The organism is Methylobacterium sp. WSM2598, assembly GCF_000379105.1.
Lineage (GTDB): Bacteria > Pseudomonadota > Alphaproteobacteria > Rhizobiales > Beijerinckiaceae > Methylobacterium.
Genome location: NZ_KB900609.1, coordinates 1,363,621 through 1,388,392, shown reverse-complemented (window position 1 = coordinate 1,388,392; position 24,772 = coordinate 1,363,621). Strand labels below are relative to the sequence as shown.

General features: G+C 73.3%; 16 protein-coding genes and 2 pseudogenes. 6 read left to right on the top strand and 12 right to left on the bottom strand.

Going from position 1 to position 24,772, the window contains the following annotated elements; translation table 11 throughout:
• The first annotated feature begins 102 nt into the window (after window positions 1-102).
• Entirely contained in the window at window positions 103-1,755 is a 1,653-nt protein-coding gene (locus tag MET2598_RS0106535; protein ID WP_018260286.1) for a DEAD/DEAH box helicase, read from the top strand.
• Between the two features lie 33 nt (window positions 1,756-1,788).
• On the opposite strand, the gene MET2598_RS0106530 is transcribed toward MET2598_RS0106535, so the two are convergent.
• The 6 genes from MET2598_RS0106530 to MET2598_RS0106505 all read right to left on the bottom strand — a co-directional run bounded on the left by MET2598_RS0106530 (window position 1,789) and on the right by MET2598_RS0106505 (window position 7,430).
• Window positions 1,789-2,187, bottom strand: a complete 399-nt coding sequence (locus MET2598_RS0106530; protein WP_018260285.1) for a group III truncated hemoglobin — start codon at window positions 2,185-2,187, stop codon at window positions 1,789-1,791.
• Window positions 2,188-2,251: 64 nt separating this feature from the next.
• Window positions 2,252-4,159, bottom strand: a complete 1,908-nt coding sequence (locus MET2598_RS0106525; RefSeq protein ID WP_012333208.1) for a cellulase family glycosylhydrolase — start codon at window positions 4,157-4,159, stop codon at window positions 2,252-2,254.
• 434 nt (window positions 4,160-4,593) lie between these two features.
• Window positions 4,594-5,400, bottom strand: coding sequence for a class I SAM-dependent methyltransferase (locus MET2598_RS0106520; protein ID WP_018260284.1), 807 nt, complete (start codon window positions 5,398-5,400; stop codon window positions 4,594-4,596).
• Between the two features lie 56 nt (window positions 5,401-5,456).
• Window positions 5,457-6,374, bottom strand: coding sequence for a DMT family transporter (locus MET2598_RS0106515; RefSeq protein WP_018260283.1), 918 nt, complete (start codon window positions 6,372-6,374; stop codon window positions 5,457-5,459).
• A 13-nt stretch (window positions 6,375-6,387) separates the two neighbouring features.
• On the bottom strand, window positions 6,388-7,029 hold the full coding sequence (locus tag MET2598_RS0106510; protein WP_018260282.1) for a cation transporter: 642 nt from the start codon (window positions 7,027-7,029) through the stop codon (window positions 6,388-6,390).
• A gap of 152 nt (window positions 7,030-7,181) precedes the next feature.
• Window positions 7,182-7,430 (bottom strand): hypothetical protein, encoded by a 249-nt coding sequence (locus MET2598_RS0106505; RefSeq protein ID WP_018260281.1) that lies wholly within the window; start codon window positions 7,428-7,430, stop codon window positions 7,182-7,184.
• A gap of 571 nt (window positions 7,431-8,001) precedes the next feature.
• On the opposite strand from MET2598_RS0106505, the gene MET2598_RS0106500 reads away from it, so the two are divergent.
• The 4 genes from MET2598_RS0106500 (at window position 8,002) to MET2598_RS0106485 (ending at window position 13,729) form a co-directional block, all read left to right on the top strand.
• Window positions 8,002-9,291 carry an MFS transporter gene (locus tag MET2598_RS0106500; RefSeq protein ID WP_012333212.1) on the top strand — a complete coding sequence of 430 codons (1,290 nt, stop codon included), beginning with the start codon at window positions 8,002-8,004 and terminating at the stop codon, window positions 9,289-9,291.
• Between the two features lie 7 nt (window positions 9,292-9,298).
• A complete protein-coding gene (locus tag MET2598_RS0106495; protein WP_018260280.1) occupies window positions 9,299-10,510 on the top strand; it encodes a CaiB/BaiF CoA transferase family protein in 1,212 nt (403 codons plus the stop codon).
• A 176-nt stretch (window positions 10,511-10,686) separates the two neighbouring features.
• Window positions 10,687-12,393, top strand: coding sequence for a methyl-accepting chemotaxis protein (locus MET2598_RS0106490; protein WP_012333214.1), 1,707 nt, complete (start codon window positions 10,687-10,689; stop codon window positions 12,391-12,393).
• A gap of 58 nt (window positions 12,394-12,451) precedes the next feature.
• Window positions 12,452-13,729, top strand: coding sequence for an extracellular solute-binding protein (locus tag MET2598_RS0106485; protein WP_018260279.1), 1,278 nt, complete (start codon window positions 12,452-12,454; stop codon window positions 13,727-13,729).
• 336 nt (window positions 13,730-14,065) lie between these two features.
• On the opposite strand, the gene MET2598_RS0106480 is transcribed toward MET2598_RS0106485, so the two are convergent.
• The 6 genes and pseudogenes from MET2598_RS0106480 to MET2598_RS0106460 form a co-directional block, all read right to left on the bottom strand.
• Entirely contained in the window at window positions 14,066-15,004 is a 939-nt protein-coding gene (locus MET2598_RS0106480; protein ID WP_018260278.1) for a carbohydrate kinase family protein, read from the bottom strand.
• Between the two features lie 219 nt (window positions 15,005-15,223).
• A pseudogene (locus MET2598_RS42055) lies at window positions 15,224-16,162 on the bottom strand (phosphoenolpyruvate--protein phosphotransferase); the annotation flags it as partial.
• A 109-nt stretch (window positions 16,163-16,271) separates the two neighbouring features.
• Window positions 16,272-17,852, bottom strand: a pseudogene (locus tag MET2598_RS43680) (glucose PTS transporter subunit IIA); the annotation flags it as partial.
• Window positions 17,853-17,938: 86 nt separating this feature from the next.
• Window positions 17,939-19,303: a glycoside hydrolase family 32 protein gene (locus MET2598_RS0106470; RefSeq protein ID WP_018260275.1), complete on the bottom strand. Its 1,365-nt coding sequence runs from the start codon at window positions 19,301-19,303 to the stop codon at window positions 17,939-17,941.
• 49 nt (window positions 19,304-19,352) lie between these two features.
• Window positions 19,353-20,741, bottom strand: coding sequence for a sucrose-specific PTS transporter subunit IIBC (locus MET2598_RS0106465; protein ID WP_018260274.1), 1,389 nt, complete (start codon window positions 20,739-20,741; stop codon window positions 19,353-19,355).
• A gap of 123 nt (window positions 20,742-20,864) precedes the next feature.
• A complete protein-coding gene (locus tag MET2598_RS0106460) occupies window positions 20,865-21,935 on the bottom strand; it encodes a LacI family DNA-binding transcriptional regulator (RefSeq protein WP_018260273.1) in 1,071 nt (356 codons plus the stop codon).
• Between the two features lie 465 nt (window positions 21,936-22,400).
• On the opposite strand from MET2598_RS0106460, the gene MET2598_RS0106455 reads away from it, so the two are divergent.
• Window positions 22,401-24,053: a carbohydrate porin gene (locus tag MET2598_RS0106455; RefSeq protein WP_018260272.1), complete on the top strand. Its 1,653-nt coding sequence runs from the start codon at window positions 22,401-22,403 to the stop codon at window positions 24,051-24,053.
• Window positions 24,054-24,772 lie beyond the last annotated feature (719 nt).

Sequence of the window (24,772 nt, the reverse complement as noted above, 5' to 3'; positions counted from 1 at the left end):
CCGGGATGCCGAGGCGCCGCGCCGATCCCGGGCAGGCCCGCGCCCCGGCCCTGAGGCGTGGCCGCCACGGACGCGCGCATCCGAAGGCCTTACACGGCCCCCATGCTGCAACTGCGCGACTATCAGCGGGCGAGCCTCGACGCGCTCCGGGCCGCCTGGGAGGGGGCGAGGGGGCCGGCCCTGCGCGACGGCCTGATCGTGCTGCCGACCGGGGCCGGCAAGGCCCTGGTGATCGCGGCCCTCGCCCGGGAGAGTCTGGGCCGCGACCCCGCCGCCCGCATCGCCATCGTCACCCACAGCCGCGAACTGATCGCCCAGAACCACCGCGAACTCACCGGATACTGGCCCGAGGCCCCGGCCGGGATCTTCTCCGCCGGGCTCGCGCGCCGCGAGGCCGCGGCGCCGGTGCTGGTCTGCGGGATCCAGTCGGTCTGGGACAAGCTCGACCTGATCGGCCCCCGCGACCTCGTGATCGTCGACGAGGCGCACCTGATCCCCCGCGCCGCCGAGACGCGCTACGGCCGCTTCCTCGCGGGCTTGCGCGCGGTGCGGCCGGGGATGCGCGTCGTCGGCTTCACGGCGACGCCCTACCGGCTCGACAGCGGGCGCCTCGACGAGGGCGAGGGCCGCCTGTTCGAGCGCATCGTGCACGAGGTCACGGTCGGCGACCTGATCCAGCGCGGCACCCTGGCGCCCCTGGTGTCCAAGGCGACGCTCACCGCCCTCGACGTGAGCGGCGTCGGCCGGCGCGGCGGCGACTACATCCCGAGCCAGCTCGAGGCGGCGGTCAACCAGGACTGGATCACCCGCGCGGCCGTGGAGGAGATGGTGGAGTACGGCCGCGCCCGCCGGGCCTGGCTCGCCTTCTGCGCCGGGATCGCGCATGCGCGGGCCGTGCGCGACGCGGTGCGGGCGGCCGGCTTCTCCTGCGAGGCGGTCTCCGGCGACACGCCGCGGCGCGAGCGCGACCGCATCGTGCGGGATTTCCGGGAGGGGCGCGTCCGCTGCCTGACCTCGGTCGGGGTGCTGACGACGGGCTTCAACGTGCCCGAGGTCGACCTCGTCGCGCTGCTGCGCCCGACCCAGAGCACCGGGCTCTACGTGCAGCAGGTCGGGCGGGCCCTGCGCCGCGCGCCGGGCAAGGAGGACGCGCTGATCCTCGATTACGCGGGGCTCGTGCGCCTGCACGGGCCGGTCGACAGCGTCACCTCCCGCACCGCCGCCGTGCGCGGCCGGGAGACGGAGGTGCGGGCGAAGGCCTGCCCGGGCTGCGGGGCGCTGATCGCGCTCAACGCCTCGACTTGCGAGGCCTGCTGGGTCGAGCCCGCGGCGGAGCCGGGCGAGGAGGCGAGGCACGAGGCGCGCGCCGAGGACACCCTGCCGATCCTGTCCGAGCGGGTGATGGCGGCCCTGCGGGCCGAGGGGGCGTGGCGGGAGGTGCGGGGCTGGCAGGTCGCGCCGGCCCCGGGCGGCCTCGACGTGGTGCTGGACGCCGCGGACGGCCCCCACCGGATCCGGCTCGCGCTCGAAGGGCGCGGCTACGCGCGGGAGAAGGCGGTGGCGTGGTGGCGCGGGCTCGGCGGCGGGCGCGAGGCCCCGCTCTGCGCCGAGGAGGCGCTCGCGCGCCGGGACGAGCTCGCCCGGCCGGCGATGCTGCGGGTGCGCGCGAGCGGCCGCCTCAGCGCGGAGGTCAGCCTGCGCTTCCCCGACGGGCGCCTGTTCACCGACAGGCACCGCGAGGACGGGGCCGGCTGAGCCCGGGCCCGGACGGGGCCGCCCCGCCGGCTCTCAGGCGCCGCCTCGCCCCGCCGCCTCGCCGGGGCGGAAGAACAGGCCGGCCTTCAGGCTGTCGCCGATCCGGTGCGCCCGCTCGACCAGGACGGAGGCGATCTCGGGCGCGAAATGCGCCGCCGCACTCTCCTCGAACAGGGCGAGCCAGCGGGCGAAGTGGTCCGGGCCGAGCCCGGCGAGCGCGAGGTGCTTGCCGAAGGGATTGCCCTTGTAGCGCCCCGTCCGGAACAGCACCGAGGACCAGAAGGCCCGGATCGTCTCCATGTGGCGGGGCCAGCCGGGATCGGGAATCGCCGCCGCGAAGACCGGGCCGACGAGCGGGTCCGCGCGCAGGCGGGCGTAGAAGGCGTCGAGGAAGCGGCCGAGGCTGGCCTCGTCGAGGATCTGCGCGGGCATTGCCCCTCAGATGACGACGACCGGCCGCCGCATCAAGGGGCGCCGCCCCGCGCCCGGGCCGCGCTCAGATGTACTTGTCGAGCACCGTCATCTGGGGCTTGTCGGTGACGCTGGAGGTCCCGAGCCCGGTCGGCTCGGCCGAGAACATGTAGTCGCCCCACCACGGGCCGCCCGCCCAGTAGGTGGCGCCCTGCCAGGCGCCGGTGTGCTGGCTCATGTAGCCCAGCATGGCGTCCATCGCCGCCAGGCTCGTCTGATCCTGGGCCACCCCGAACTCGCCGAGGAACAGCCGGTTGTGGGTGCTCTCGGCCCATTGCGTGGCCGCCTGGAGGCGCTCGACGCCGATGCTCGTCGAGGCGACGCCCGCGTGCGTGCCGGACCCGTCGCCGTCGAGGTACTGATGCACCTCGAAGGCGTAGTTGTTCGACGGGTCGACCACGCCGCCGCCCAGCACGGCCGCGTTGTCCGAGGTCGTCCAGGTCCAGGCCCCGTCCCAGTAGGTCCCCGGGACCAGGATCTCCTGCGCGGTGGCGCCGGCCCCGCGGATGGCCTGGATCGCCGCGTTGACGTCGCCGAGCCACTCGGTGGCGGTGGATTGCTGCGGCTCGTTCATCAGGCCGAACAGCACGTTCGGGTTGGACGCGAAGTGCCCCGCCATCCTGCCCCAGAAATCCGCGAAGGCGCCGACCGGGGTGGCCGCGCTGCCGACGGGGGAGCCGTAACCCGAGCCGTAATTGTGCATGTCGAGAACGACCTTCATGCCCTTGGCGTTCGCGTAGCTCACGACGTCGTCGATGTAGGCGAGATCGCTGCTGCTCAGGGCGCCGCCCTGGACGGGCTGCAGGCGCTCCCACAGGAAGGGCAGGCGGATGACGTTCAGGCCCTTGCCGGCGTAGTAGTCGATCTCCGCGTGGTTGGGGTAGATGTAGTCGGTCCCGTACCGGCCGGGCACCGCGCTGCCGAACTCGCCGCCCGCGAGGTTGATGCCGAGCAGGGAGAGCTGGCCCGCCGGGGGAACCGGCGCGCCGCCGAGGGTGAAGCTCTGCGTGGTGGTCTGGCCCGCATTGCCGGCGGCGTCCTGCACCCGCGCCGAGGCGGATCCGCTCGCCCAGCCGGCGGCCGGCTTGGCCACCTGCAGCGAGAAGCTGGTGCCCGAGAGGCTGGCCTGCGGCACCGTGTAGGTCGCCCCGGCCACGGTCAGCAGCAGGCTCTCCGCCGGGGCGAGCGCGGCCGAGAGCGTGCCCGAGACCGTGACGGTGCCGGCCGCCTGCTCGCCGGCGTCGATCACGTTGTCGCCCGCGACGAGCAGCTGGGTGATGGTCTCGGTGGGCGCGACGGTGTCGATGATGACGGACTTCGCGGAGGAGCGCACCGAGGTGTTCCCGGCCGCGTCCGTGGCCGTGGCCACGAAGCTGTGGGTGCCGTCGATCAGCCTGCTCGCCTCCGTGTAGGACCACGCACCCGTCGCGTCGGCCGTCACGATGGCCTGGGCGGTCGCGGCACCATCCATGTAGATGGCGACCTTGGCGCCCTTCTCGGCCGTCCCGGCCAGGGTCGGCGTCGCGTTGTTCGTGGAGGCGGCCGGGAAATCCCTGAGGATCGGCGCCGGCGGGGGCGTCGTGTCGATGGTGACGGTGAGGGCGGGCGAGGGTGCGCTCGTGCTCCTGGGCCCGCTCTGCGCGACGGCCGTGAAGGCGTACACGCCGTCGGACAGGCTGGTCGTGGCGACGCTCCAGGCCCCCGAGGCGTCCACGGTCACGGCCGGCATGGTGCCGGAGACGCGCTTACCGGCCGCCGTCGTTCCGGTGTAGCTCACCAGGATCGCCGTACCGGGCGCGCCCGTTCCGTCCAGCTTCAGGCTCCGGAAGCTGGTCAGGTTGTCGCCGAGCGCACCGCTGTCCGTCGATGCGTCCAGCCATGGCGCCGGGGGGGCCGCGATCTGCGTGGCTGGGTTGCTGCTCTTGAGGGCCATCGGACACCCGGAAACAATTGAATCAAGGCTGCCGCAGGAATAGCTCGCCTGCCTTGTGCGAAGCTGGACTCGTGCGATGGTGTCGTTGCAGTGCGTTTCGATTGGTCAAACGCGAATTGTGGTCAGCCGATCTGCTTCCGGTCCGTCATTCACGCGGCGTGAGCGGCCGCTTCAGGGAAGCTCCCGCGCCCGGGATGCCGGCATCGGCCGGCCCGCCTCCTGGCCCCCTCAGGAGACCGCCCCATGACCACGCGCATCGCGTCCCTCGCCCGCCTCGCGCTCGCCGCCGTCGCGGCGCCGGAGCACGCGCAGCAGGAGGGCGCCCAGCGAAGCGTCCAGGCCCTGGGGCCATGCGTTCCAGGCGCCGGGCGGGGCCGTCCCGGCGGTCGCCCCGCGCCGCCCCGCCCCCGCTCGCGGCCGCCCCCGCGGCCCCGTCAGCGGAGGGCGGACACCACGTGCGCCCGCATCCGCGCGCCGCAGACCGGATCGCCGAACCGGGAAGTGATCGCCGCGGCGGCGGCCCGGGTCGCCTCGTCGAGGCTCACCGCGCCGCGCGCCTCGATCTCGCCGCGCAGCGGCGTGCCCTGGCACATTCCTGCCGCCGCCCGCGCCGGGACGCCGTCGCTGACCTGCGGCACGGTCTCGACCGTGACCGAAGAAAAGCCGGCAGCGAGCAGGTCCCCCCGCACCGCCTCCGGATCGTGCAACCCGTAGGGGGTGCGGGCCAGGAAGGCCGGCGGGTCGGCCGGGAACAGGGCGGCGAGGGCCTGCGTGACCGTGGCGGCGAGGTCGTTCTCGGCGAGGCGGTCCCAGACGGTCAGGACGAAGCGTCCCCCCGGCCGCAGCACGCGGCGGGCCTGCGCGAAGGCGGCCCGCCGATCGGGGAAGAACATCGCGCCGAACTGGCAGACCACCGCGTCGAAAGCCGCGTCCGGCACGGGCAGGGCCTGCGCGTCGGCCTGGCGCCAGGTCACGCCGGCCGCGCCGGGCTGCGCCGCCGCGTGGTCCAGCATGGCCTGGTTGAGGTCGGTGGCCAGGACCGGCGTGCCGGGGGGCAGGGCCGCCACGAGGGCGCGGGTGACGATGCCGGTGCCGGCCGCGGTCTCCAGCACCGACGCGGGCGCGAAGGCGGCGACCCGGGCCGCGACGTCGCGCGCGTAGGGGGCGAACAGCACCGGGCCGAGACCGCCGTCGTAGAGGGCCGGGATCGACCCGGTGAAGACGGCGTCCGCGTCCCGCATGATCGCCCTCCCGCGCTCGCGGCCGGGGCGGAAGCTTACGGGAACGCGCGCGAGGTTCAATCCGCCGGCGAGGCGGCGGGCGCGGGGGCCGGGCGGCGCTCCGCCAGGGCGAGGGCCGTGGCGGCGAGCAGGACCGCCATGCCGAGGGCCTCGGGCCGGCCGATCACCTCGCCCCCCGCCGCCACGCCGACCGCCACCGCCACCGCCGGGCTCACGAAGGCGTAGAGCCCGGCCCGGAAGGCGCCCCAGGCCCGCACCAGCCAGAGATAGATCGTGAAGGCGGCGAGCGACCCGCCCAGGACCATGAGGCCGAGCCCGAAGGCGACGCGCGGGTCGGCGAGGCCCGCGAGCCGGCCCGGATCGTAGCCCTCGGCCAGGAGCGCCACCGGCACGAGGCCGAGGGCCCCGAGGCTCGTCTCCCAGAAGGCGAGCGCGACCGGATGCATGCGCCGCATCAGCGGGCGGCTCGCCACCGCGCCCCAGGCGTAGCTGAGCGTGCCGGCCGCGACCGCCGCGAGGCCGAGCCCCGCCTCGTCGGACCCGCCGCCGCGCCGCCCCTGATAGAGGAGGAGGAGGCCCGCGAGGCCGAGCCCGATCGCCCCGAGCCGCCGCCCGGTGATCCGCTCCTCCCCGTAGAGCGCCCCGACGAGCACGATGAAGATCGGCATCAGCCCGAGATTCACCACCGCCGAGAGCCCGGTCGGTGCCCGGGCGACGCCCCAGAACAGGAGGCCGTAGGAGCCGGTGGTGATGAGGAGCGAGGCGAGCAGGATCCGGCCCGGCTGCTCCATCCGCAGCGGCAGGCGCAGGGCGAGGACGAGGTAGCCGAGCCCCGCGAGGGTGAAGCGGAAGAGCGCCAGGGTGACGGGCGGCACCACCTCCGCGGCGAGCTTCGTCGGCAGCCACGTGAGGCCCCAGATCAGCGCCATCAGCAGGAAGGCCGCGACGCGGCCCCCCTCCCCGCCCGTCCTCACCGCGCCGCCCGGGTCACGGCAGGGTCGGGGCGCAGGCCGGCCCCGCCGGCGCGTGCCGGCGCAGGCTCGCCAGCAGGATGGCGCCCGCCGCCTGGAAGGACAGGAACGCCGCCATCAGGTCGAGGCCGCAATCGACCCAGCTCGCCGAGGCCAGGAACGAGCCGAAGCTCACCGCGCCGATCAGGGCGTTCGAGACGGCGTCGTTGCGGGCGTTGAGCCAGGTCGCCTCGATCAGCGGGTTCGGGTCGTCGCGGAACCGCGACAGGGCGGCCGCCGCGAGGGCGGAGACCGACAGGCTGCTGGCGAGCGAGAGGGCGACGAGCCCGGTGCTGGTCTTGTCGGGCGAGGTCAGGTCCCGCCAGCCGTCGAGCAGGGATTGCGCCCCCGACGCGGCCATGATCGCCGCGACGAGGAGGGCGGAGAGCCGCTCCACCCGCTCGCCCCGGCCGAAGACCAGGGCGGCGACCGCGTTGAGCACGATGTCGAAGCCGAAGCCGCGGGACTCGTCCAGCAGGCTGTCCGAGCCGATCGCCAGCGCGTAGGCGCCCTGCGCGACCGCGACCGCGAGGGTGCCGATCGCGATGACCCACACCGTGCGCGTGTAGGCGCGGCGCGAGCCGGGCCGGTGACTCTCGACGGGGCCGGATCTCACCATGGACGATGCTCCGCGCGGGGCCGGAAGGCCCCTGGTTTCTCCACTGTTTCCGAATCTGGACCGTAAAGACCGATCTTGACCTGAGTAAGGCTCGCCTGAGCTTCACCGAACCGCAGATCTCTCCAACAAACCCCGCGGGCGGGGCCGACGGGCTACTCCTCGTAGGCGGTCTCGGGCCGCTCGTCCCCGCTCTCCGGGGCGGGTCCCGGCTTGGCACGGTGGCGCCCGCGCCAGAGCGGCGCGGCGGGATCGGCCCGCGCGACGGCCTGGAGCCGGCTCATCTCGTAATGGTCGTGGTAGCTCGCGTTCAGGTAGTACATCCCTCCCGCGACGATCGACAGGACCGCCGCGAGGCATGCGAGGGAGCCGAGGACCGGGCTGCCTTGGGGAAGCGTCGTCATACGGGACCTGGGAGCGGCGGAGGGCCGGGCGGGGGGGCGGAGGGACCGGCGCGAAACAACTCCGAAACGTAGCGCGCGAGGCGGACAACCGCCTATGCCCGCCGCGCCACAGGCCGGAACTTCCGGCCTGCCCGGGGCCGGGCGGCGCGCGGCGCAGCGGGGGGCGGCCCGGCCCCGGGCAAGATCGGGGGCAAGATCGGGGGCAAGATCAGGGACAGATCGTCCGGCCCGCCCGGACTCGGATCGACTTTCCGCCCTCTCGGGAAAGTCTTCGCCGGCAGAGACCGCCGTCTTGGCGGCCGACGCAGCGTTCGCCGCACCATGATCGCCGGTTCCGCGCGGGCCGAAGACTATCCTCCGGCCCCGCTCGTCCGATGCGGGATCGGTGGACCGGGCCGGAATCGGTCTCGGGACCGGATTGCCAGCGGCGGCGGATCAGATAATGTATTCAAAATTCGTAATGCCGTTCGGCCCAGCCCGGACGGCGGAGCCCGCCGCACCAAGACGGCGGCCCGAAACCTGGACGCGCCGGGTCTCCCGCCCGCCGCCTCCATCGCGGAGTGAGACGCCCATGCCGGCAAGGGTCAAGGCGACGACCAGTGTCCTCCTGATGCTGTGCCTGATGTACTTCATCACCTACATCGACCGGGTGAACATCGGCACGGCGGCGAGCCACATCAAACAGGATCTCGGGCTGACGAACACGCAGCTCGGGCTGATTTTCTCGGCCTTCGCGTATCCCTACGCGGTGTTCCAGGTGATCGGCGGCTCGGTCGGCGACCGGTTCGGGGCGCGGCGCACGCTGCTGATCTGCGGCGTGATCTGGGCCGCCGCGACCGTGCTGACGGGCTTCGCCGGGAGCATGGCCTCGCTCTTCCTGGCCCGCGTGATGCTGGGCTTCGGGGAGGGCGCCACCTTCCCGACCGCGACGCGCGCCATGCAGAACTGGACGGTGCCCGGCCGGCGCGGCTTCGCGCAAGGCATCACCCACGCCTTCGCGCGGCTCGGCAACGCGGTCGCCCCGCCGATCGTCGCCCTGCTGATCGCGCTGGTCGGCTGGCGCTACGGCTTCGTGGTGCTGGGAGTGGCGAGCTTCGTCTGGGTGGTGGCGTGGTACGTCACGTTCCGCGACGATCCCCGCGACCACGCCCGCATCACGCCCGAGGAACTCGCCGCCCTGCCGCCCGCCCGGGTCCCGGGCCAGCGCAGCGCGGTGCCGTGGGGCCGCCTCACCCGCCGGATGCTGCCGGTGACGCTGACCTATTTCTGCTACGGCTGGACGCTGTGGCTCTTCCTCAACTGGCTGCCGTCCTTCTTCAAGGAGGGGTACGGGCTCGACCTCAAGAACTCGGCCCTGTTCGCGTCCGGCGTGTTCTTCGCGGGCGTGGTCGGCGACACGCTCGGCGGCGTCCTGTCGGACCACATCCTGCAGCGGACCGGCAACCTGAAGCTCGCGCGGCTCAGCATCATCCTGCTCGGGATGCTGGGGGCGGCCGCCAGCCTGGTCGGGGTGTTCTTCACCCGCGACCTCACGGCGATCGCGGTGCTGCTCTCGGCCGGCTTCTTCTTCCTCGAACTCGTCATCGGGCCGATCTGGTCGGTGCCGATGGACATCGCCCCGCAATATTCCGGCACCGCGAGCGGGCTGATGAATACCGGGTCGGCGGTGGCCGCGATCGTCTCGCCGCTCGCCTTCGGCTGGATCGTCGACCTGACCGGCAACTGGATCCTGCCCTTCGCGGGCTCGATCGGCCTGCTGCTCGCCGGGGCGGCGCTCGCCTTCACGATGCATCCCGAGCGGCGCTTCGCGGAGGCGCCGGGGGCGGAGGGCGCCGCGCTCGCTCCGGCCGCGGCGGAGTAAGGGCGCCATGACCCGGCAGGGCCCGCTCACGGGCGTGAAGGTGGTCGAGCTCGCCCACATCATGGCGGGCCCGGTCTGCGGCCTGATGCTCGCCGACATGGGGGCGGAGGTCATCAAGGTCGAGAAGAGCGAGGGCGGGGACGACACGCGGCGCATGGTGCCCCCGACCGTGGCGGGCGAGAGCGCCGCCTACATGATGATGAACCGCGGCAAGCGCGGCCTCGCCCTCGACCTGAAGCACCCGGACGGGAAGGCGGTGCTGCGCCGCCTGCTGCGGGACGCCGACGTGCTGATCGAGAACTACCGGGCAGGGACGATGGAGCGGCTCGGCTTCGGCTACGCCGCCCTGCGCCGGGACAATCCGGGGCTGATCTACTGCTCGCTCTCCGGCTTCGGCCGCACCGGGCCCTACGCGGACCGGGCGGGGTTCGACCTCGTGGCCCAGGGCATGAGCGGCCTGATGAGCATCACCGGCGAGGGGCCGGGCCGGCCGCCGGTGAAGAGCGGGGCGCCGGTCACCGACATCACGGCGGGGATCGTGGCGGCGATGGGCGTGCTCGCGGCCTACGTGCACCGGCTGAAGACCGGCGAGGGTCAGGAGGTCGACACCTCCCTGTTCGAGGCGGGCATCGTCCAGACCTACTGGCAATCGGCGATCGCGCTCGCGACCGGGATCGCGCCGGGCCCGATGGGCTCGGCCCACCCGCTCAACGCGCCCTACGAGGCCTTCCCGACCGCCGACGGCTGGATCACCGTCGGGGCCGCCAACCAGACGAACTGGCTGCGGCTCCTCGCGGTGCTGGGGGCCGAAGCCCTGGCGGAGGATCCGCGCTTCCGCGAGAATCGCGGCCGGATGGAGCACCGCGCCGCCCTCGCGGCCGCGCTCTCGGCCTATTTCCGCGAGGCGAGTTCCGCCGAGTGGCTGGATCGGCTGGAAGCCGGGGGCGTGCCGGCGGGCCCGGTCCTCGACGTGGCGGCGATGCACCGCGACCCGCAGACGCTGGCGCGCGAGATGGTCGTGGAGGTGGCGCATCCCCGCGCCGGGCCGATGCGCACGCTCGGCCTGCCGGTGAAGTTCTCGGCGACGCCCGGACGCGTGCACGGCCCGGCCCCGCTGCTGGGCGAGCACAGCCGCGCGATCCTGGCGGCCCACGGCTACGATGCGGCGGCGATCGACGACCTGATCGGGCGCGGCGTGGTGCGCGAGAGCGCGGCCTGAGCGCCGCCCTGCCGCGCCGCGCCCGCACCCGGCCTAGTCTGGACGACCGGGCCTAGGCGAGATGACCGGGCCCAGTCGCTTCGTCGCGGGGCGGCTCCTGCTTCACCTTCCGCTAAGGAATGGAGAATAGATTGCGCTGAAACTATGCCCCGCTCGAACATTGGGATGATGCGGAAATGGGCCGTTCCTCTGAAGCATCCGGTCTGCTCGACCGTGTCCCGATCCGGCTGCAACTCGCCTTCGGCTTTGCGCCGATCCTGATCCTGATGCTGCTGGTCGCGGTGAGCGGCCTGTGGGGGGTCAACCGGGTGGCACAAGCCGTAGGCCAGCAGGAGGCCATGGTCCGGGAGCGCGACACCGCGCTCGCGGTCTCGAACGCGATCGGCGCGCTCGGCATCGCCGTGACCAGCTTCGCTCAGACGAACGACTTCGAGCATGTCCGGCGCGGCATGAACCTGGTCGTGGTCATCCGGAAGGAGGCCGAGCGCATCAAGGATGAGGGCAAGAAGCAAGCCATCCTCGACCTCACCGCGAGCTACTCGAAGAATTTCGGCCGGATGGCGGATCTGAGCATCGCCCGGCAGACGGCGACGGCCGAGGCGACGCGGCAGGGCCTCCAGCGCGAGATCGACGCGATCCTGAACAACGAACTCTCCATTGGCTCGCGCCAGATCGCGACGGCCACCAAGCAGATCCAGGCCGACGCGCAGGTCCAGCTCGCCGGCAGCATCGATACGACGCGGCGCACCCTGACGTCCTCGACCTGGCTCGCCGGCGGGCTGTCCCTCGCCGCGCTGCTGCTCGGCGCGGGGCTGGCGCTCGTCATCGGCCAGGGCATCGCGACGCCGATCCGCGGGCTGACGCAGGTGGTCGGGAGCCTCGCGGAGCGCCGCTGGGAGGTCCAGATCCCGTTCTCGCAGCGGGGCGACGAGATCGGGGCGATGTCGCGCGCCGTGGCGGTGCTGCGCGATGCGGGGCGGGAGAACGAGCGGCTCCAGGCCGAGGCGCTCGATGCGAGCCGGGCCCGCGACGCGCGCAACCGCCTGATCGAGCACCTGATCGCCGAGTTCGAGGCCGGTGCGGGCGGGCTCCTCGAAGCCGTGGGCCGCGCGGGCGCCACCCTGAAGGCGACGGCCGGGGAACTCCGGACGGTGGCGGAGCATACGCGCGGCCGGGCGGCCTCGGTGTCGCAGGCCACCGCCCGCTCGACCGAGAACGCCCAGACCGTGGCCTCCGCCTCCGAGGAGCTGACCGCCTCGATCGGCGAGATCGGCAGCCAGGTCGTCCGCGCCGACGCCTTCGTCACCTCGACCGTCGCGCAGGCCACCTCCGCCGATCGCTGCATCCGCGACCTGACCGACATGACCCGGCAGATCGGCGAGATCGTCGGCATCATCAAGGCCATCGCCGACCAGACCAACCTGCTCGCCCTCAACGCCACGATCGAGGCGGCCCGGGCCGGGCCCGCCGGCAAGGGTTTCGCCGTCGTCGCGGCCGAGGTGAAGCAGCTCGCCGAGCAGACCTCGAAGGCGACCGATTCGATCACCGCCCAGATCAACTCCATCCAGCAGGCGACCGACCGCAGCGCCAGCGCGATCGGGGACGTCGCCACCGCGATCCGCAGCATGGGCGAACTCACGGCCAACATCGCCGCCGCGGTCGAGGAGCAGGGCGCCGCGACGGCCGAGATCACCTCCAACATCCAGCGGATCGCCGACAGTTCCTTCACGATCACGGCCGACGTCGACGGGCTGAACCAGGCCGTGGCGCGGACCGGATCGGTGTCCGAGGAGGTCCACGGCGCCTCGCTGTCGATGAACGAGACGGCGAACCAGCTGCGGTCCACGATCTCGGATTTCCTGCACAAGGTGGCGCGCGCCTGACCCGGCGCGCCCGCCCCCTCCCCCACCACCCGGACATCATCCGAGGAGCGCCTTGGCGATGAAGCGGACCCTTTCCCTGGCCGCGATGGCGGCGGCGGCGATGCTCGCCGCCAGCGCCGCGTCGGCGGCATCGTTGAAGATCCTGGACCACGGCAGCCGCGGCGCCGCCGAACTCGACGCCATCGCGGCCCAGGTCGCGGCCTGGAACCGATCGCACCCGGACATCCCGGCCGAACTCGTGACCCTGCCCAAGCCGATCGAGAACCAGACGGTTCAGGCGAAGGCCCTGGCCGGTACCTGGCCGGACATCCTCGACTTCGACCGGCCGAGCTTCGCGAACGCGGCCTGGGCCGGCCTGCTGGCGCCCCTCGACGACCTGCTCCCGCCCGACCTGATGCGCGCCCTGCTGCCGTCGATCCGCGCACAGGGCCTCTACGCCCCGGACGGCAAGATCTACGCCCTCGGCCAGTTCGATTCCGGGCTCGGACTCTGGGCCTCCCGCTCGGCCCTGCGCCAGGCCGGGATCCGGATCCCCAGCGGCCTCGACGATGCCTGGACCGGCGAGGAATTCGAGGCCGCGCTCGCCGCCCTCAAGCGCGCCGGCTACCCGACGCCCCTCGACATGAAGCTGAATTACGGCGTCGGCGAGTGGTACACCTACGGCTTCGCGCCGATCCTGCAATCGTACGGCGGGGATCTGATCAACCGCACGACCTGGCAGGCTGAAGGGACGATCAATTCCGAGGCGTCGATCGCGGCGTTGGGCCGGATCCAGTCCTGGATGAAGGCCGGGTACATCGTGCCCGCCTCGGAAGGCGACGACGCCTTCTACGGCAAGCGGAGCGCGGCCCTGGCTTTGGTCGGGCACTGGATGTGGCCGACCCACAGCGCCGCCCTCGGCTCCGACCTGGTGCTGCTGCCGATGCCGCGCTTCGGCGCGCGCCACGTCACCGGGATGGGGAGCTGGAACTGGGGGATCTGGTCGGGCTCCCCGAACAAGGAGGCGGCCGCCAAGTTCCTGGAATTCCTGATGTCCGAGCCGGCGATGGAGGCGGTGGCCGGGGCGGCGGGCGCGATCCCGTCGCGCCAGGCGGCGGCGGAGCGCAACCCGCTCTTCCGCCAGGGCGGGCCGATGGCGCTCTACCGCGAGCAGCTGACCCGCATCGCGGTGCCCCGCCCGCCGCATCCGGCCTACCCGGTGATCTCGCGGGCCTTCGCCGCCGCGGTCAATTCGGTCATGAAGGGCGAGGATCCGAAGCGGGCGCTCGACCGGGCGGCGGCGGCGATCGACCAGGAGATCGAGCAGACCAACGGCTACAAGCCCTTCGGCGGCTGAGCGGCAGCGGGTGCCGACGAGCCGGGAGCGGAGGGGCGGCCTCCTCCGATCGGGGCGGCCGGATGCGGACGCATCCCGGGCCGTCGGGACCGGAGGCTGAGCCGGACTCGTTCGTTCCCGTCGTGCAGGACGTGCGATCCTGTTGTCTGGCCGTTCATTCCGCGCAGAAGCGGCAATCGATCGATTTCTCATGCGCGTTCCGGACGGTCACTTCCGGAACGCGCATGACCAGCCCGCGCGGCGCTTGAGCGAAGCCGACATGCCAAGCCCGCGCGGCGCCTGAGCGAAGCCGCCATCCGCATGGCGACGCAATCCGTCGGATGTCGGATCAGCCTGTCAGGCGAGCAGCGCCTCGACCTCGTCCGCCCGCGGCAGGTCGGCGCCGGCGCGGGAGCAGGTCAGGGCCGCCGCGGCCGCCCCATAGGCGAGGAGGTCGGCCAGGGCCTCCTGCGTCAGGGCGCCCAGGGCCTGCCGCGTCAGCAGCCCGCCGCGGGACAGCCGGGCGAGGAGCGCGGCGTGGAACGTGTCGCCGGCCCCGACCGTGTCGCGGACCGCGACCGCGCGCCCGGGCACGCTCGCCGAGACGCGCTCCGAATAGGCGACGGCGCCGTCCTTGCCCCGGGTGATCACCACCAGGGCCGCGCCCAGAGCCAGGAACATCCGCGCGGCCGCCTCGGGCGAGAGCCCGAAGGCCAGGGCGACGTCCTCGTCGCTCGCCTTCACGATGTCGGCGACCCGGAAGAAGCGCTCGGCGGCGGCCCGCCAGCCGGCGAGATCGCCCACCACGGCGGGGCGCAGGTTGGGATCGACGCTGATCAGCCGCCGGCCCGCCTCCCGCGCGGCGAGCGCCGCGTAGGTCGAGGCGACCGGCTCGACCGCCAGCGTGTAGGAGCCGAAGGCGAGGGCGCGCACGGCATCCGGCAGGGCGGGCGGCAGGGAGGCGGGCGCGACCATGCGGTCGGCGGCCTCGGCCCCGTGGAACGTGTAGGCCGGCTGGCCGTCCGGCCCCCGCGCCACCACCGCCAGGGGCGTCGGGTGGTCGGAGCGCGGCGCGAAGCGCGCCTCCACCCCCTCGCGCGCCAGAACCCCGGCGAGGTGCTCGCCGAAGCGGTCCCGCGACAGGCCGCCGAAGAAGGCCACCGCCTCGCCGAGCCGGGCGAGGCCGACGGCGACGTTGAAGGGCGACCCGCCGGGAAGGGCCCGCGCCGGGATCGCGGCGCCGTCGGCCGGATCGAGCAGGAGGTCGATGAGGGCTTCGCCGCAGACGAGGATCATGGGAATCGGTCCGGATCGCGCGCCGGGGGGGCCGGCACGCCGGGAGGGGGCGCCCCGGGGCCGGGGCGCGGCGGGGCGCCGCGAGCGGCGCCGGGGGCCTCATCCGCCGTCCGGTTGATGGCGTCGCCATCTCCGATTTCGGCCATGCGGATGTCGGCGTCGCTCAGGCGCCGCGCGGGCTCGCGATCCGGGATCCGCTGCGATCACGCGGATCCCGGATCAGGCGGCGCCGAGATCGGGGAAGCAGGAGGCGAGCATCTGGCGCACCGCCTCCGCCGAGTCGAGGTTCAGCGCCGCCTCGGCCACCGCGCGGCACTGGTCGGCGTCGAGGTTGCGCACCACGGCCTTGATATCGGCGATCGCGCCCGCCGAGGCCGAGAGTTCGGTCACGCCGAGGCCGATCAGGAGCGGCGCCGCGAGGGGCGAGGAGGCGAGGTTGCCGCACACGCCCACCCAGCGGCCATGCGCCCGCGCGCCCTCCGCGGCGAGCCCGACGAGGCGCAGCACCGCGGGATGGAACGGGTCGAGCTGCTGGGCGAGGCGCGCGTTGCAGCGGTCCATGGCCAGCGTGTACTGGGTGAGGTCGTTGGTCCCGACCGAGAAGAAATCCGCCTCCCGGGCGAATTGCCGGGCGATCAGGGCCACCGAGGGCACCTCCACCATGATGCCGACCTCGATCGGGGCGTCGCGGCCGAGGGCCTGCGCCTCCGCGTCGATCACCGCCCGCACGGTGCGCAGATCCGCCACGGTGGCGATCATCGGCAGCAGGATCCTGCACTGGCCGTAGGGCCTCACCCGCAGGATCGCCCGCACCTGCGTGCGCAGCAGGTCCGGCTTCCACAGGCCGAGCCGCACGCCGCGCAGGCCCAGGGCGGGGTTCTCCTCCTGCGGCAGCTGGGCGTAGGGCACGTCCTTGTCGGCGCCGGCATCGAGGGTGCGGATGATCAGCGGCCGCCCGTCGAGGGCGTCGGCGATCGCCTGGTACTCGGCGTGCTGCTCGTCCTCCCCGGGCGCGGTCTCGCGGTGGAGGAACAGGAACTCGCTGCGCAGCAGGCCGCATCCCTCGGCCCCGGCCGCCAGGGCCGGCGCGACCTCCGCGAGGGCGCCGAGATTGGCGACCACCTCGATCCGCGTCCCGTCCGCCATCCGGCAGGTCTCGGCGGCCGCGCGCCGCTGCGTCTCCTGGCGGGCGCCGCGCTCGGCGAGGCGCGCGCGTCTCGCTCACCTGCTCCTGCGGCGGATTGACGGAGACCTCGCCCCGGTCCGCGTCGAGAACGACCACCTGCCCGTCCGGCACGCGCAGGATGTCCGGCCCCGCCGCCACCACGGCCGCGATCCCGTGCGAGGCGGACAGGATGGCGACGTGGGAGGTCGGGCCGCTCGCCGCGAGGCAGATCCCGGCGACCCGGTCGAGGTCGAGTTCGGCGAATTGCGAGGGCAGCAGGTCGTCGGCGAACAGGATGGCGCGCTCGGGCAGGGCGACCGGGGCCTCGCTGCGGCCGCACAGGACGAGGAGCACCCGCCGCTGAATGTCGACGAGATCGGCCGCGCGCTCGGCCAGGACCTCGTTGCCGAGCTGGCGCAGGGCCGCGACCTGCGCGTCCACCGCCGATCTCCACGCGAAGGCGGCGCTCCTGCCCTCCGCGATCAGCGCGTCGGCGGCGGCCTGCAGCTGCGGGTCCTCCAGGAAGGACAGGTGCGCGCCCAGGATCTCGGCCTGCTGCGGCCCATGGCTGCCGTGCTCCGCCCCGGCGCCGAGGCCGTGGATCGCCCGCTCGAGGGCCGCGCGGGTGCGCGCCAGCGCGTTGGCCAGGGCGGCGCGCTCGCGCTCGGCGCCTTCCCCCTCCTCGCGGATGTCGAGATCCTCGCGCAGCAGCCGGTGCGAGCGGCCGAGGGCGAGGCCGGGCGCCGCCGGGACGCCCGCGAGGAGGCGGCGGACGTCCGGGCCGTCGAGGGGGACGGACGCCGCGGCGGTGGGGAGGCGCGGCGCCCCGCCCTCGGGCCGCGCCGCCCGGGGGGCGCCGGTGCCGGCCGCACCGACGAGGGCGGCGACGGCGCGCGCATCCTCCTCCGCGCCGGGCCCGACCGCCTCGACCGTCAGCACGGCGCCGGCCTGGGCGCCGAGGAGCATGATGGCGACGGAGCTGCGCGCGTCGGCGCGGCGCCCGCCGTGGAAGAGGGTCACCTGCGAGCGGGCCGTCTTGGCACGCGCCGCGATGGTGCCGGCCGGCCGGGCGTGGAGGCCGAAGGGGTCGCGGACCTCGGCGGTGCAGCGGAACTCGGTCCGGTCGGCGGGCGCCTCGGGCGCGACGGAGGCGGGCGCGGAGGCCGAGGCGATCTCGCAGCAGGGGGCGCCGCGCGCCACGCGGCCGGGCGCCGCGCGGGCGCGCAGCCCGAAGGCGTCGCCGTTCGTGAGCACGACCGGGATCATCAGCGAGGGCACGGCGGGGCCGATGCGGGCGGCGTCGAAGGAGATCAAGCGGTCGCCCGCCGCGACCTCCTGGCCCTCGCGCACGTGCGCGACGAAGCCGTTCCCGGCGAGCCCCACCGTCTCGATGCCGATATGCATCAGCACTTCGGCCCCGTTGCGGGCCCGCAGCGTCACCGCGTGGCGCGTCGGCGGCAGGCTCACGACCTCGCCCGCGAAGGGCGCGCGCAGCACCTCGCCGTCGGGGTCGATGGCGAAGCCGTCGCCGAGCACGCGCCCCGAGAAGACCGGGTCGGGCACGGCGTCGAGGGGCACGAGCAGCCCGTCGACCGGCGCGAGCACCGCCACGGCCGCGTCGGCCGGCGGGACCTCCACCCGCGCGCTCGCCCCGGCCCGGTACAGACGGCTGAGAAAACCCATGGTCCACCTCCCCTCGCGGCGCTCCCCGGCCGCGGCCCGTGTCCACACCCGGGCGGGCCGCCAGGGGCCCGTCCCCGAGAAGCCCGTCACAGCGTCCAGCGATCCAGCCGGTCGAGGGTGAAGGCCCCCTCCGCCCGCACCCCGATCCCGTCCGCGCCGGGGCTCGGGAAGATGCGCGCGCTCAGCACCACGGCGCCGCCGCCGGCGAAGACCTCGACGGAGCTGCGATCGACGAAGATGCGCAGGTCCTCGATCGTCCCGCCCTCCGGGAAGGGCGCGGCGCCGAGCGGCACCGCCACCCCGTCCGCCCGGACCGTGTCCAGGCGCAGGCGGCGTCCGGAGCAATCCACCGTGAGGGTGGTGCGCTCGACGCCCCGCACGCGCATGTCCACGGCGAAGCTCCCGCCGTCCCGCGCGCGCCACGCCAGGGCGAGCTCGAACGCGTCCGACCGGGCGGCGGTGAGGTCCTGCGCGGCCGAGAGGTCGAGGTCGAAGATGGCGAGGTGCGCCTTGCGCAGGGCCGCGAGCTCCCGGGCGGGCACCTGGCACAGGCGCCCGTCCCGGACGTGCAGCTCCCGCGGCAGGGTGAGGCAGTGCATCCAGCCGAAGGCGGTCGAGGGCGCGTCGCCCTGCTCGGGCAGGCCCATCCAGGCGAACATCAGCCGGCGCCCGTCGGGCGCCTCGAAGGTCTGCGGCGCGTAGAAGTCGCGCCCGTGGTCGAGGCGGCGGAAGGCCGCCGCGTCGGCGGTTCCCGAGAGGTCGCCCGGCACGTAGCCGGCGACGTCGCCCCCCTGCTCCGGGCCGTGCTGCGCGCACAGGATCAGGAACGCCTCCCCGCCGATGCGGAAGAAGTCCGGGCACTCGCACATGTGGCCGAAGGCGCCGGGGCGCAGCAATTCGCGCACCGGCGACCAGCAGCGCAGGTCCGGCGAGCGCAGGAGCAGCACCGTCCCCTCCCCGGCAGCGGTCTGGGCACCGAGCACCATCAGCCAGGCATCGCCCTCCCGCCACACCTTGGGATCGCGGAAATGCGCCGTGTAGCCCGGCAGCGGCCCCGACAGGACGGGGCCAAGCTTCTCGAAGCGGATCCCGTCCGTGGAGCGGGCGAGGCACTGGTAGGTCTGCCGCTCGCCCCCGGCGCTGCGGACGTTGCCGTTGTAGATGAGGAGGAGTTCCTCGCCGTTCGCGACCGCGGACCCGGAATAGCAGCCGTGGCTGTCGAAGACGTCGACGGGCGCCAGGGCCACCGGCAGCTCCTCCCAGCGGACGAGATCGGGGCTGACGAGGTGGGCCCAGTTCTTGTTCGCATGGGAGCAGCCATGCGGGTTCCACTGGTAGAACAGGTGGTACGCCCCGTCCCAGTAGACGAGGCCGTTCGGGTCGTTGAGGAGACCCGTCCGGGGCGCGATGTGGAAGGTCGGGCGCCAGGGATCGACGGCGTGCTTGGTCATGGGAGGATCCGGTCCGCGCTCGGGAGGGCGGCCGCAGGCCGCGAGGTCGTCAGGCCCGCTCCGCCCGGAGGCCCACGGCGAAGGCCGCCGCGAACGCCACCCCGAAGGCGAGGGCGAGCCCGATCAGGTAGTCGAGGATGCTGCCCGGCGCCGTGATGGCGATGCCGGGCAGGCCGGTGACGCCCACCGCGGTCATGCTCACCTTCGCGGCCGCCACGTAGGCCCCGCCCACCGCGCCGCCGAGCGCGGCGGCCAGCAAGGGCCGCACGAAGCGCAGGTTGACGCCGAAGATGGCGGCCTCCGTGATGCCGAGCAGGCAGGACAGGGCCGCCGGCACGGCGACCTGCTTCACCTTGGCGTCGTCGCTGCGCAGGGCCACGGCGAGCGCCGCGCCGCCCTGGGCCACGTTGGCGGCCGCCCAGATCGGCAGCAGGAAATTCGCGGCGATCGCCGGGTTGGCGAGGAGCCCGGCCTCGATGGCGTGGAAGCTGTGGTGCACGCCGGTGATGACGATCGCCGAGTAGAGCCCGCCGAAGGCGAAGCCGGCGAGCGGACCGCCCTGCGCGTAGAGCTGCTGCAGGCCCATCGAGATGCCGTCGCCCAGGAGGCGGCCGGCCGGCCCGAGCACCGTGAGGGCGAAGAACGCCGAGACGAGGAGCGTGAGGAAGGGCGTCAGGACGATGTCGAGCATGTCGGGCACGACCCGGCGCAGGCCGCGCTCCACGAGGGCCATCACCCAGACGGCGACGAGGACCGGCAGCACCGTGCCCTGGTAGCCGAGCTGCGCCACCGGCAGGCCGAACAGGTCCCAGTAGGCCTTGATGCCGGTTCCGGCCGTCCAGGCGTTCTGGAGGACCGGGTGGATCATGACGCCGCCCAGCGCCGCGCCCATGAACGGGCTCGATCCGAATTCCCGCGCGGCCGAGAACCCGACCAGGATCGGCAGGAAGATGAAGGCGGTGCTGGAGACGAGGTCGAGCAGCTGGATCGGCGCCGAGGTCGCGGGGAGCCAGCCCATCGTCCTGATCGTGCCGAGCGTGCCCATCAGCAGGCCGCAGGCGACGATGACCGGGATGATCGGCACGAAGATGTTGGAGAGGAGCCGGGCGAAGCGCTGGGGCGCCGAGAGCCGGACCGAGGCATCCTCCTTCGCCTGCGCGGCGGACACCGCCGTGAGGCCGCCCGCCCGCACCAGGGCCTCGTGGAGCCGCGCGACGCGCCCCTGCCCGATGATGATCTGGAACTGGCCGCCGTTGAGGAAGGTGCCCTTGACCGCCTCGACCGCTTCCAGGCCGGCCTTGTCGACCTTCGCCACATCCGCCAGGACGAGGCGCAGGCGCGTGGCGCAGTGTGCGGCGCTGACGACGTTGCCCGCCCCGCCCACAAGGGCGAGGATCCGCTCGGCGGCGAGCTGGTCGGCATTCGGCGTGTAGGTCATGTCTCCTCCCGGACGACCGCGACATCGATTGTGGTATCGATTTCACACACGAATAGCGCAGGAGTCCGGCTGACGCAACGGAAATGTGACGCGGCGCGGGGCGCCGGCCGGCGCGGCGACCGCTCAGGCGCGCGCCTTGCGGTCCGCCACGCTGTCCCGGACACGCAGTTCGAACGGCATGACCTGCGCGGCGGGCGCGATCCGCTCGCCGCGCAGCATCGCCACCAGGGTCCGCGCCGCGACCGTCCCGGTGCCGAAATAGTCGAACCGCACGGTGGTGAGCTTGGGATTGTAGACGGCGGCGACGTCGATGTCGCCGATCCCGGCCACCGACACCTCACGCGGCACGTCGATGCGCAGATCGACGAGGCGGCTCACCGCGCCGATCGCCAGCCGGTCCGTGACCGCCAGGATCGCCGTCGGGCGCTCGGGCTCGGTAGCGGCGACGAGCCGGTCGGCTCCCGCGGCGCCGTCCCGCAGGTCGAAGCCGCCGAGGGCGATCCAGGAGGGCGGCGGCGCGATCCCGGCGGCGGCGAGCGCCTCGACGTAGCCGCCCTTGCGCTCGCACCCGACCTGGATGTCCCATTCCGCGACGCCGATCAGGCCGATGCGCCGGTGGCCGCTGCGGATCAGCAGGTCGGTGATCTGGCGGGTGGCGCGGCGCTCGTCCTGAATCACCGACGCGAAGCCGGAGGCGCTCGCGTCCTGCCCGATCACCACCACGGGCACGCCGATCTCGGTCAGGCTGGCCAGCAGCGGCCCGGTCAGCTGCGTCGCCAGGATGAGGACCCCGTCCACGCGCTGACGCCGGAACGTCTCGACATAGGCGAGCTCGTTCTCCGGGCGGTTGGCCGAACTCCCGAGGATCGGGATGTAGCCCGCCTCGGCCAGGGTCGCCGAGATCCCGGCGGTGATCTCGCTCGACGCGAAGGAGTTGATCCGCGGGATGACGACGCCGACCATGGTCGACGTGCTCCGCTTCAGGTTAGTCGCGATCCCGCTCGGAACGTAGCCGGTCTCGGCGATGACCCGCTCGATGCGGGCCCGCACCTCGGCCCTGACGTAACCGGAATCGTTCAGCACCCGCGACACGGTGGAGGCGGAGACGCCGGCGCGCGCCGCGACCTCCCGGATGGTGAGCGTGGCCCGCCGCGCCGCCCGCTCGGTGGCTGTCGTGCTCTCGTCCCGCGCCATGAGTCTCCCGTTCCGAGATCGGCGTCCGGGGGGCCCCGGATGCTGTCTACGACCTTGGGCTTAGGCCAAAACAATCCCTGACGTAGGGTCATTCGCGCCTTGCCCGCGCCGCTCGTCCCCGTCTACCATGTGGTATCGATACCATAATAAATGTCGAGGGAGATGCGGGTGAGCGCGACGCCGCCCCTGACCGGACAACCGGTTCCGGCCTACGCCGTACGGTAAGCCAAGCTCCACCCAGGCAACATGCGATCGCGCAAGTCGCAACTTGCGGTGAAACGCCTGCACCTGAGCCTGCGACGCAAGGTCAGCTACGCACAAGCCAACGCAAGCAGGGTCATGATCCGTTCTGGCGCGGATCGAGGATGAGCTCTGCGCATATAACATTACGTCAGACGGGAGAAACACGTGCCGAGGTCGACCACACCCGATCGCCCCGCCCGCCGCAGGGCCGCCGCAGCCGCCATGATTCTGCTGGCCTCCACCTCCGCCGCCCGGGCCGGGGACGCCTCCGGCACGCCGGAGGCGATCCTGAAGCGGCTCGAGGCCCTGGAGGCGCGGGTCGCCGACGCCGAGCGGCGCGCCCGGACCTCGGAGCAGCGCGCGGCGCGCGCCGAGAGCGAACTCAACGCCGTCCGGGCGAGCAGCGGCTCCCAGGAGGCGCGCCTCAAGAAGATCGAGACGACGACGGAGATCCAGAAGGCCGAGCTCTCGAAGACGCAGAGCGCCCTCGCCGGGCAGGGCCGGGTCGTCAAGGGGGACGCCGCGGCGCTGCTGGCGCAGGCCGCCGACCCCTCCGCCTTCGAGTTCAAGGGCTACGCGCGGTCCGGATTCCTGTCCCGCGGCAGCAAGGGCGTGTGGCACAACTATCCGGGCGCGTTCCTCACGCCGGCCGGCGCCGTCGACGGGGCGGTCGGGCGCCTGGGCATCGAGTCCAATCACTACCTCGAGCTGAACTTCGGCAAGAAGTGGACCTTCGAGGACGGCTCCTGGGCGCGCTTCCGGGCCATGCTGGCGGACGGCGTCGAGAGTCAGAACGACTGGACCGGCGGCAATAACGGGATCAACTTCCGCCAGGTCTACACTGAATTCGGCAATCTGAAAGATATGCCGTCCTGGTTGTCCGGCGCCACCTTCTGGGCCGGCAAGCGCTTTGACCGCGACAACTTCGATATCCACTTCTTCGATTCGGACATCGTCTTCCTGGCCGGCACCGGCGTCGGCGTCTACGACGCGGCCATCGCCGACGGCTGGAAGAGCAATTTCTCGGTCTATTCCCGCAATTTCGGCAATGTCGGCGTCTACAACACGCCGATCGTCGACGACTACATCTTCACGTCGAACAACAAGTTCGGCAACTGGCAGCTGATGCTGAACGGGTTCGCGGCGGCGAAGAACGGCCAGTACGCCAACCTGCCGTGGTCGGCGGCGACGCTGGCCTCCTCGGCCCTGGCGGGCACGACGCAGCGCGCCGAGACCGGGATGCTGGCGATGCTCGCCTACGGGGACACGAGCTTCTACGGTATCGCCCCGGGCGTGTCGAAGACGGCGCTCCAGTTCGGCTGGGGTCTCGGCGCGGAGGCCCGCGTCCTCGGGGCGGACGGCAACCTCGCCCACGACGCCAAGACCGTGCGCCTGGCCACCTACGGCGTCACCGACCTCGCCCCCGACCTGCACTTCGCGCCGGCCGTGATGGCTCAGATCTCGCAGGACCGCTACGTCGACGGCGACAGCTACAAGTTCATCACGCTGAACGGCCGCCTGATGCAGGACATCACGCGCAGCTTCGCGATGCAGTACGAGCTGACCTACCAATACGCCGACCTCGCGCCGAATGGCTACACCGCCTACGGGCTCCGCACCGGCCAGCACGTCAACGGCAGCATCGGCAAGGTGACGATCGCGCCGACCTTCTACCTCGATCAGCTCGGCCTCGGGTTGATGACCCGACCGCAGCTGCGGGTGTTCGGCTCCTACATCATGTGGGACAAGAAGCTGAACAATTTCAGCCTGAGCGACGCGTTCGGGCCGCAATCCGGCTCCTACCTGACCAACGTGCGGCTGAGCGACAAGGCGAGCAGCTTCCTGTTCGGCGGCCAGATGGAGATCTGGTACTGAGGCGGGCGCCGCGCCGGATCCGCGCCCGAGGGGGCGCGAGAAGGAAGGGGGGCCGCCCGGAGGGCGGCCCGAAGTCGAGGAGGAAACGCCCTTCGGGGCATGTCCGGCGGCGGCATCGCCGCGCCCGGCCCGGCAGGTCTCGCGCGTTGCGGCCGTGCTCGCGCTGATCTGAATCAACGCCCGCGCTCGTTCTCGGCGAAGGTCGGCGGCCGGCCCGCCCGCGAGGCGATCGGCCACCGCCGCCGGGTTCCTCGACCCCGAGCCGCTCGACGGCCTCTCGGGCGTGCTCGGTCCCGAACAGGGCGTCAGCATCATCCATCCCGGCCTCGTCCCCCGCGCCCTGCGCCCGCCCGGGCGGATCGAGGTCCACCTCGCGCGAACGACGCGCACCGGCGCCCTCGTGGACGCCGCCCGCGCGCATCTCCGGCGCCGCGTCGGCGAGGGTCCCGACCGCCTCGTCCGGCTGGTCCGGAGCCCGGCCCGGACGGCGGCGCCCCTGAACGGCTCCGGCAGAATCGGCCGACGGGACGTCCCGCACGAAACGCCATCGGCGCGCGGCGTCGGGGGACCTCGGTCCCCGGCCGCGGCCGCAGAGGAATGCCGTCCGCGGGGAACGAGGATCCCGCTTGGTTTCCACGTGGCACGGAACATGCTGGCACGGAACATGCTGGCTTGGCACGGAACATGCTGGATGACCCCGAGGATGGCGATTCCATGAC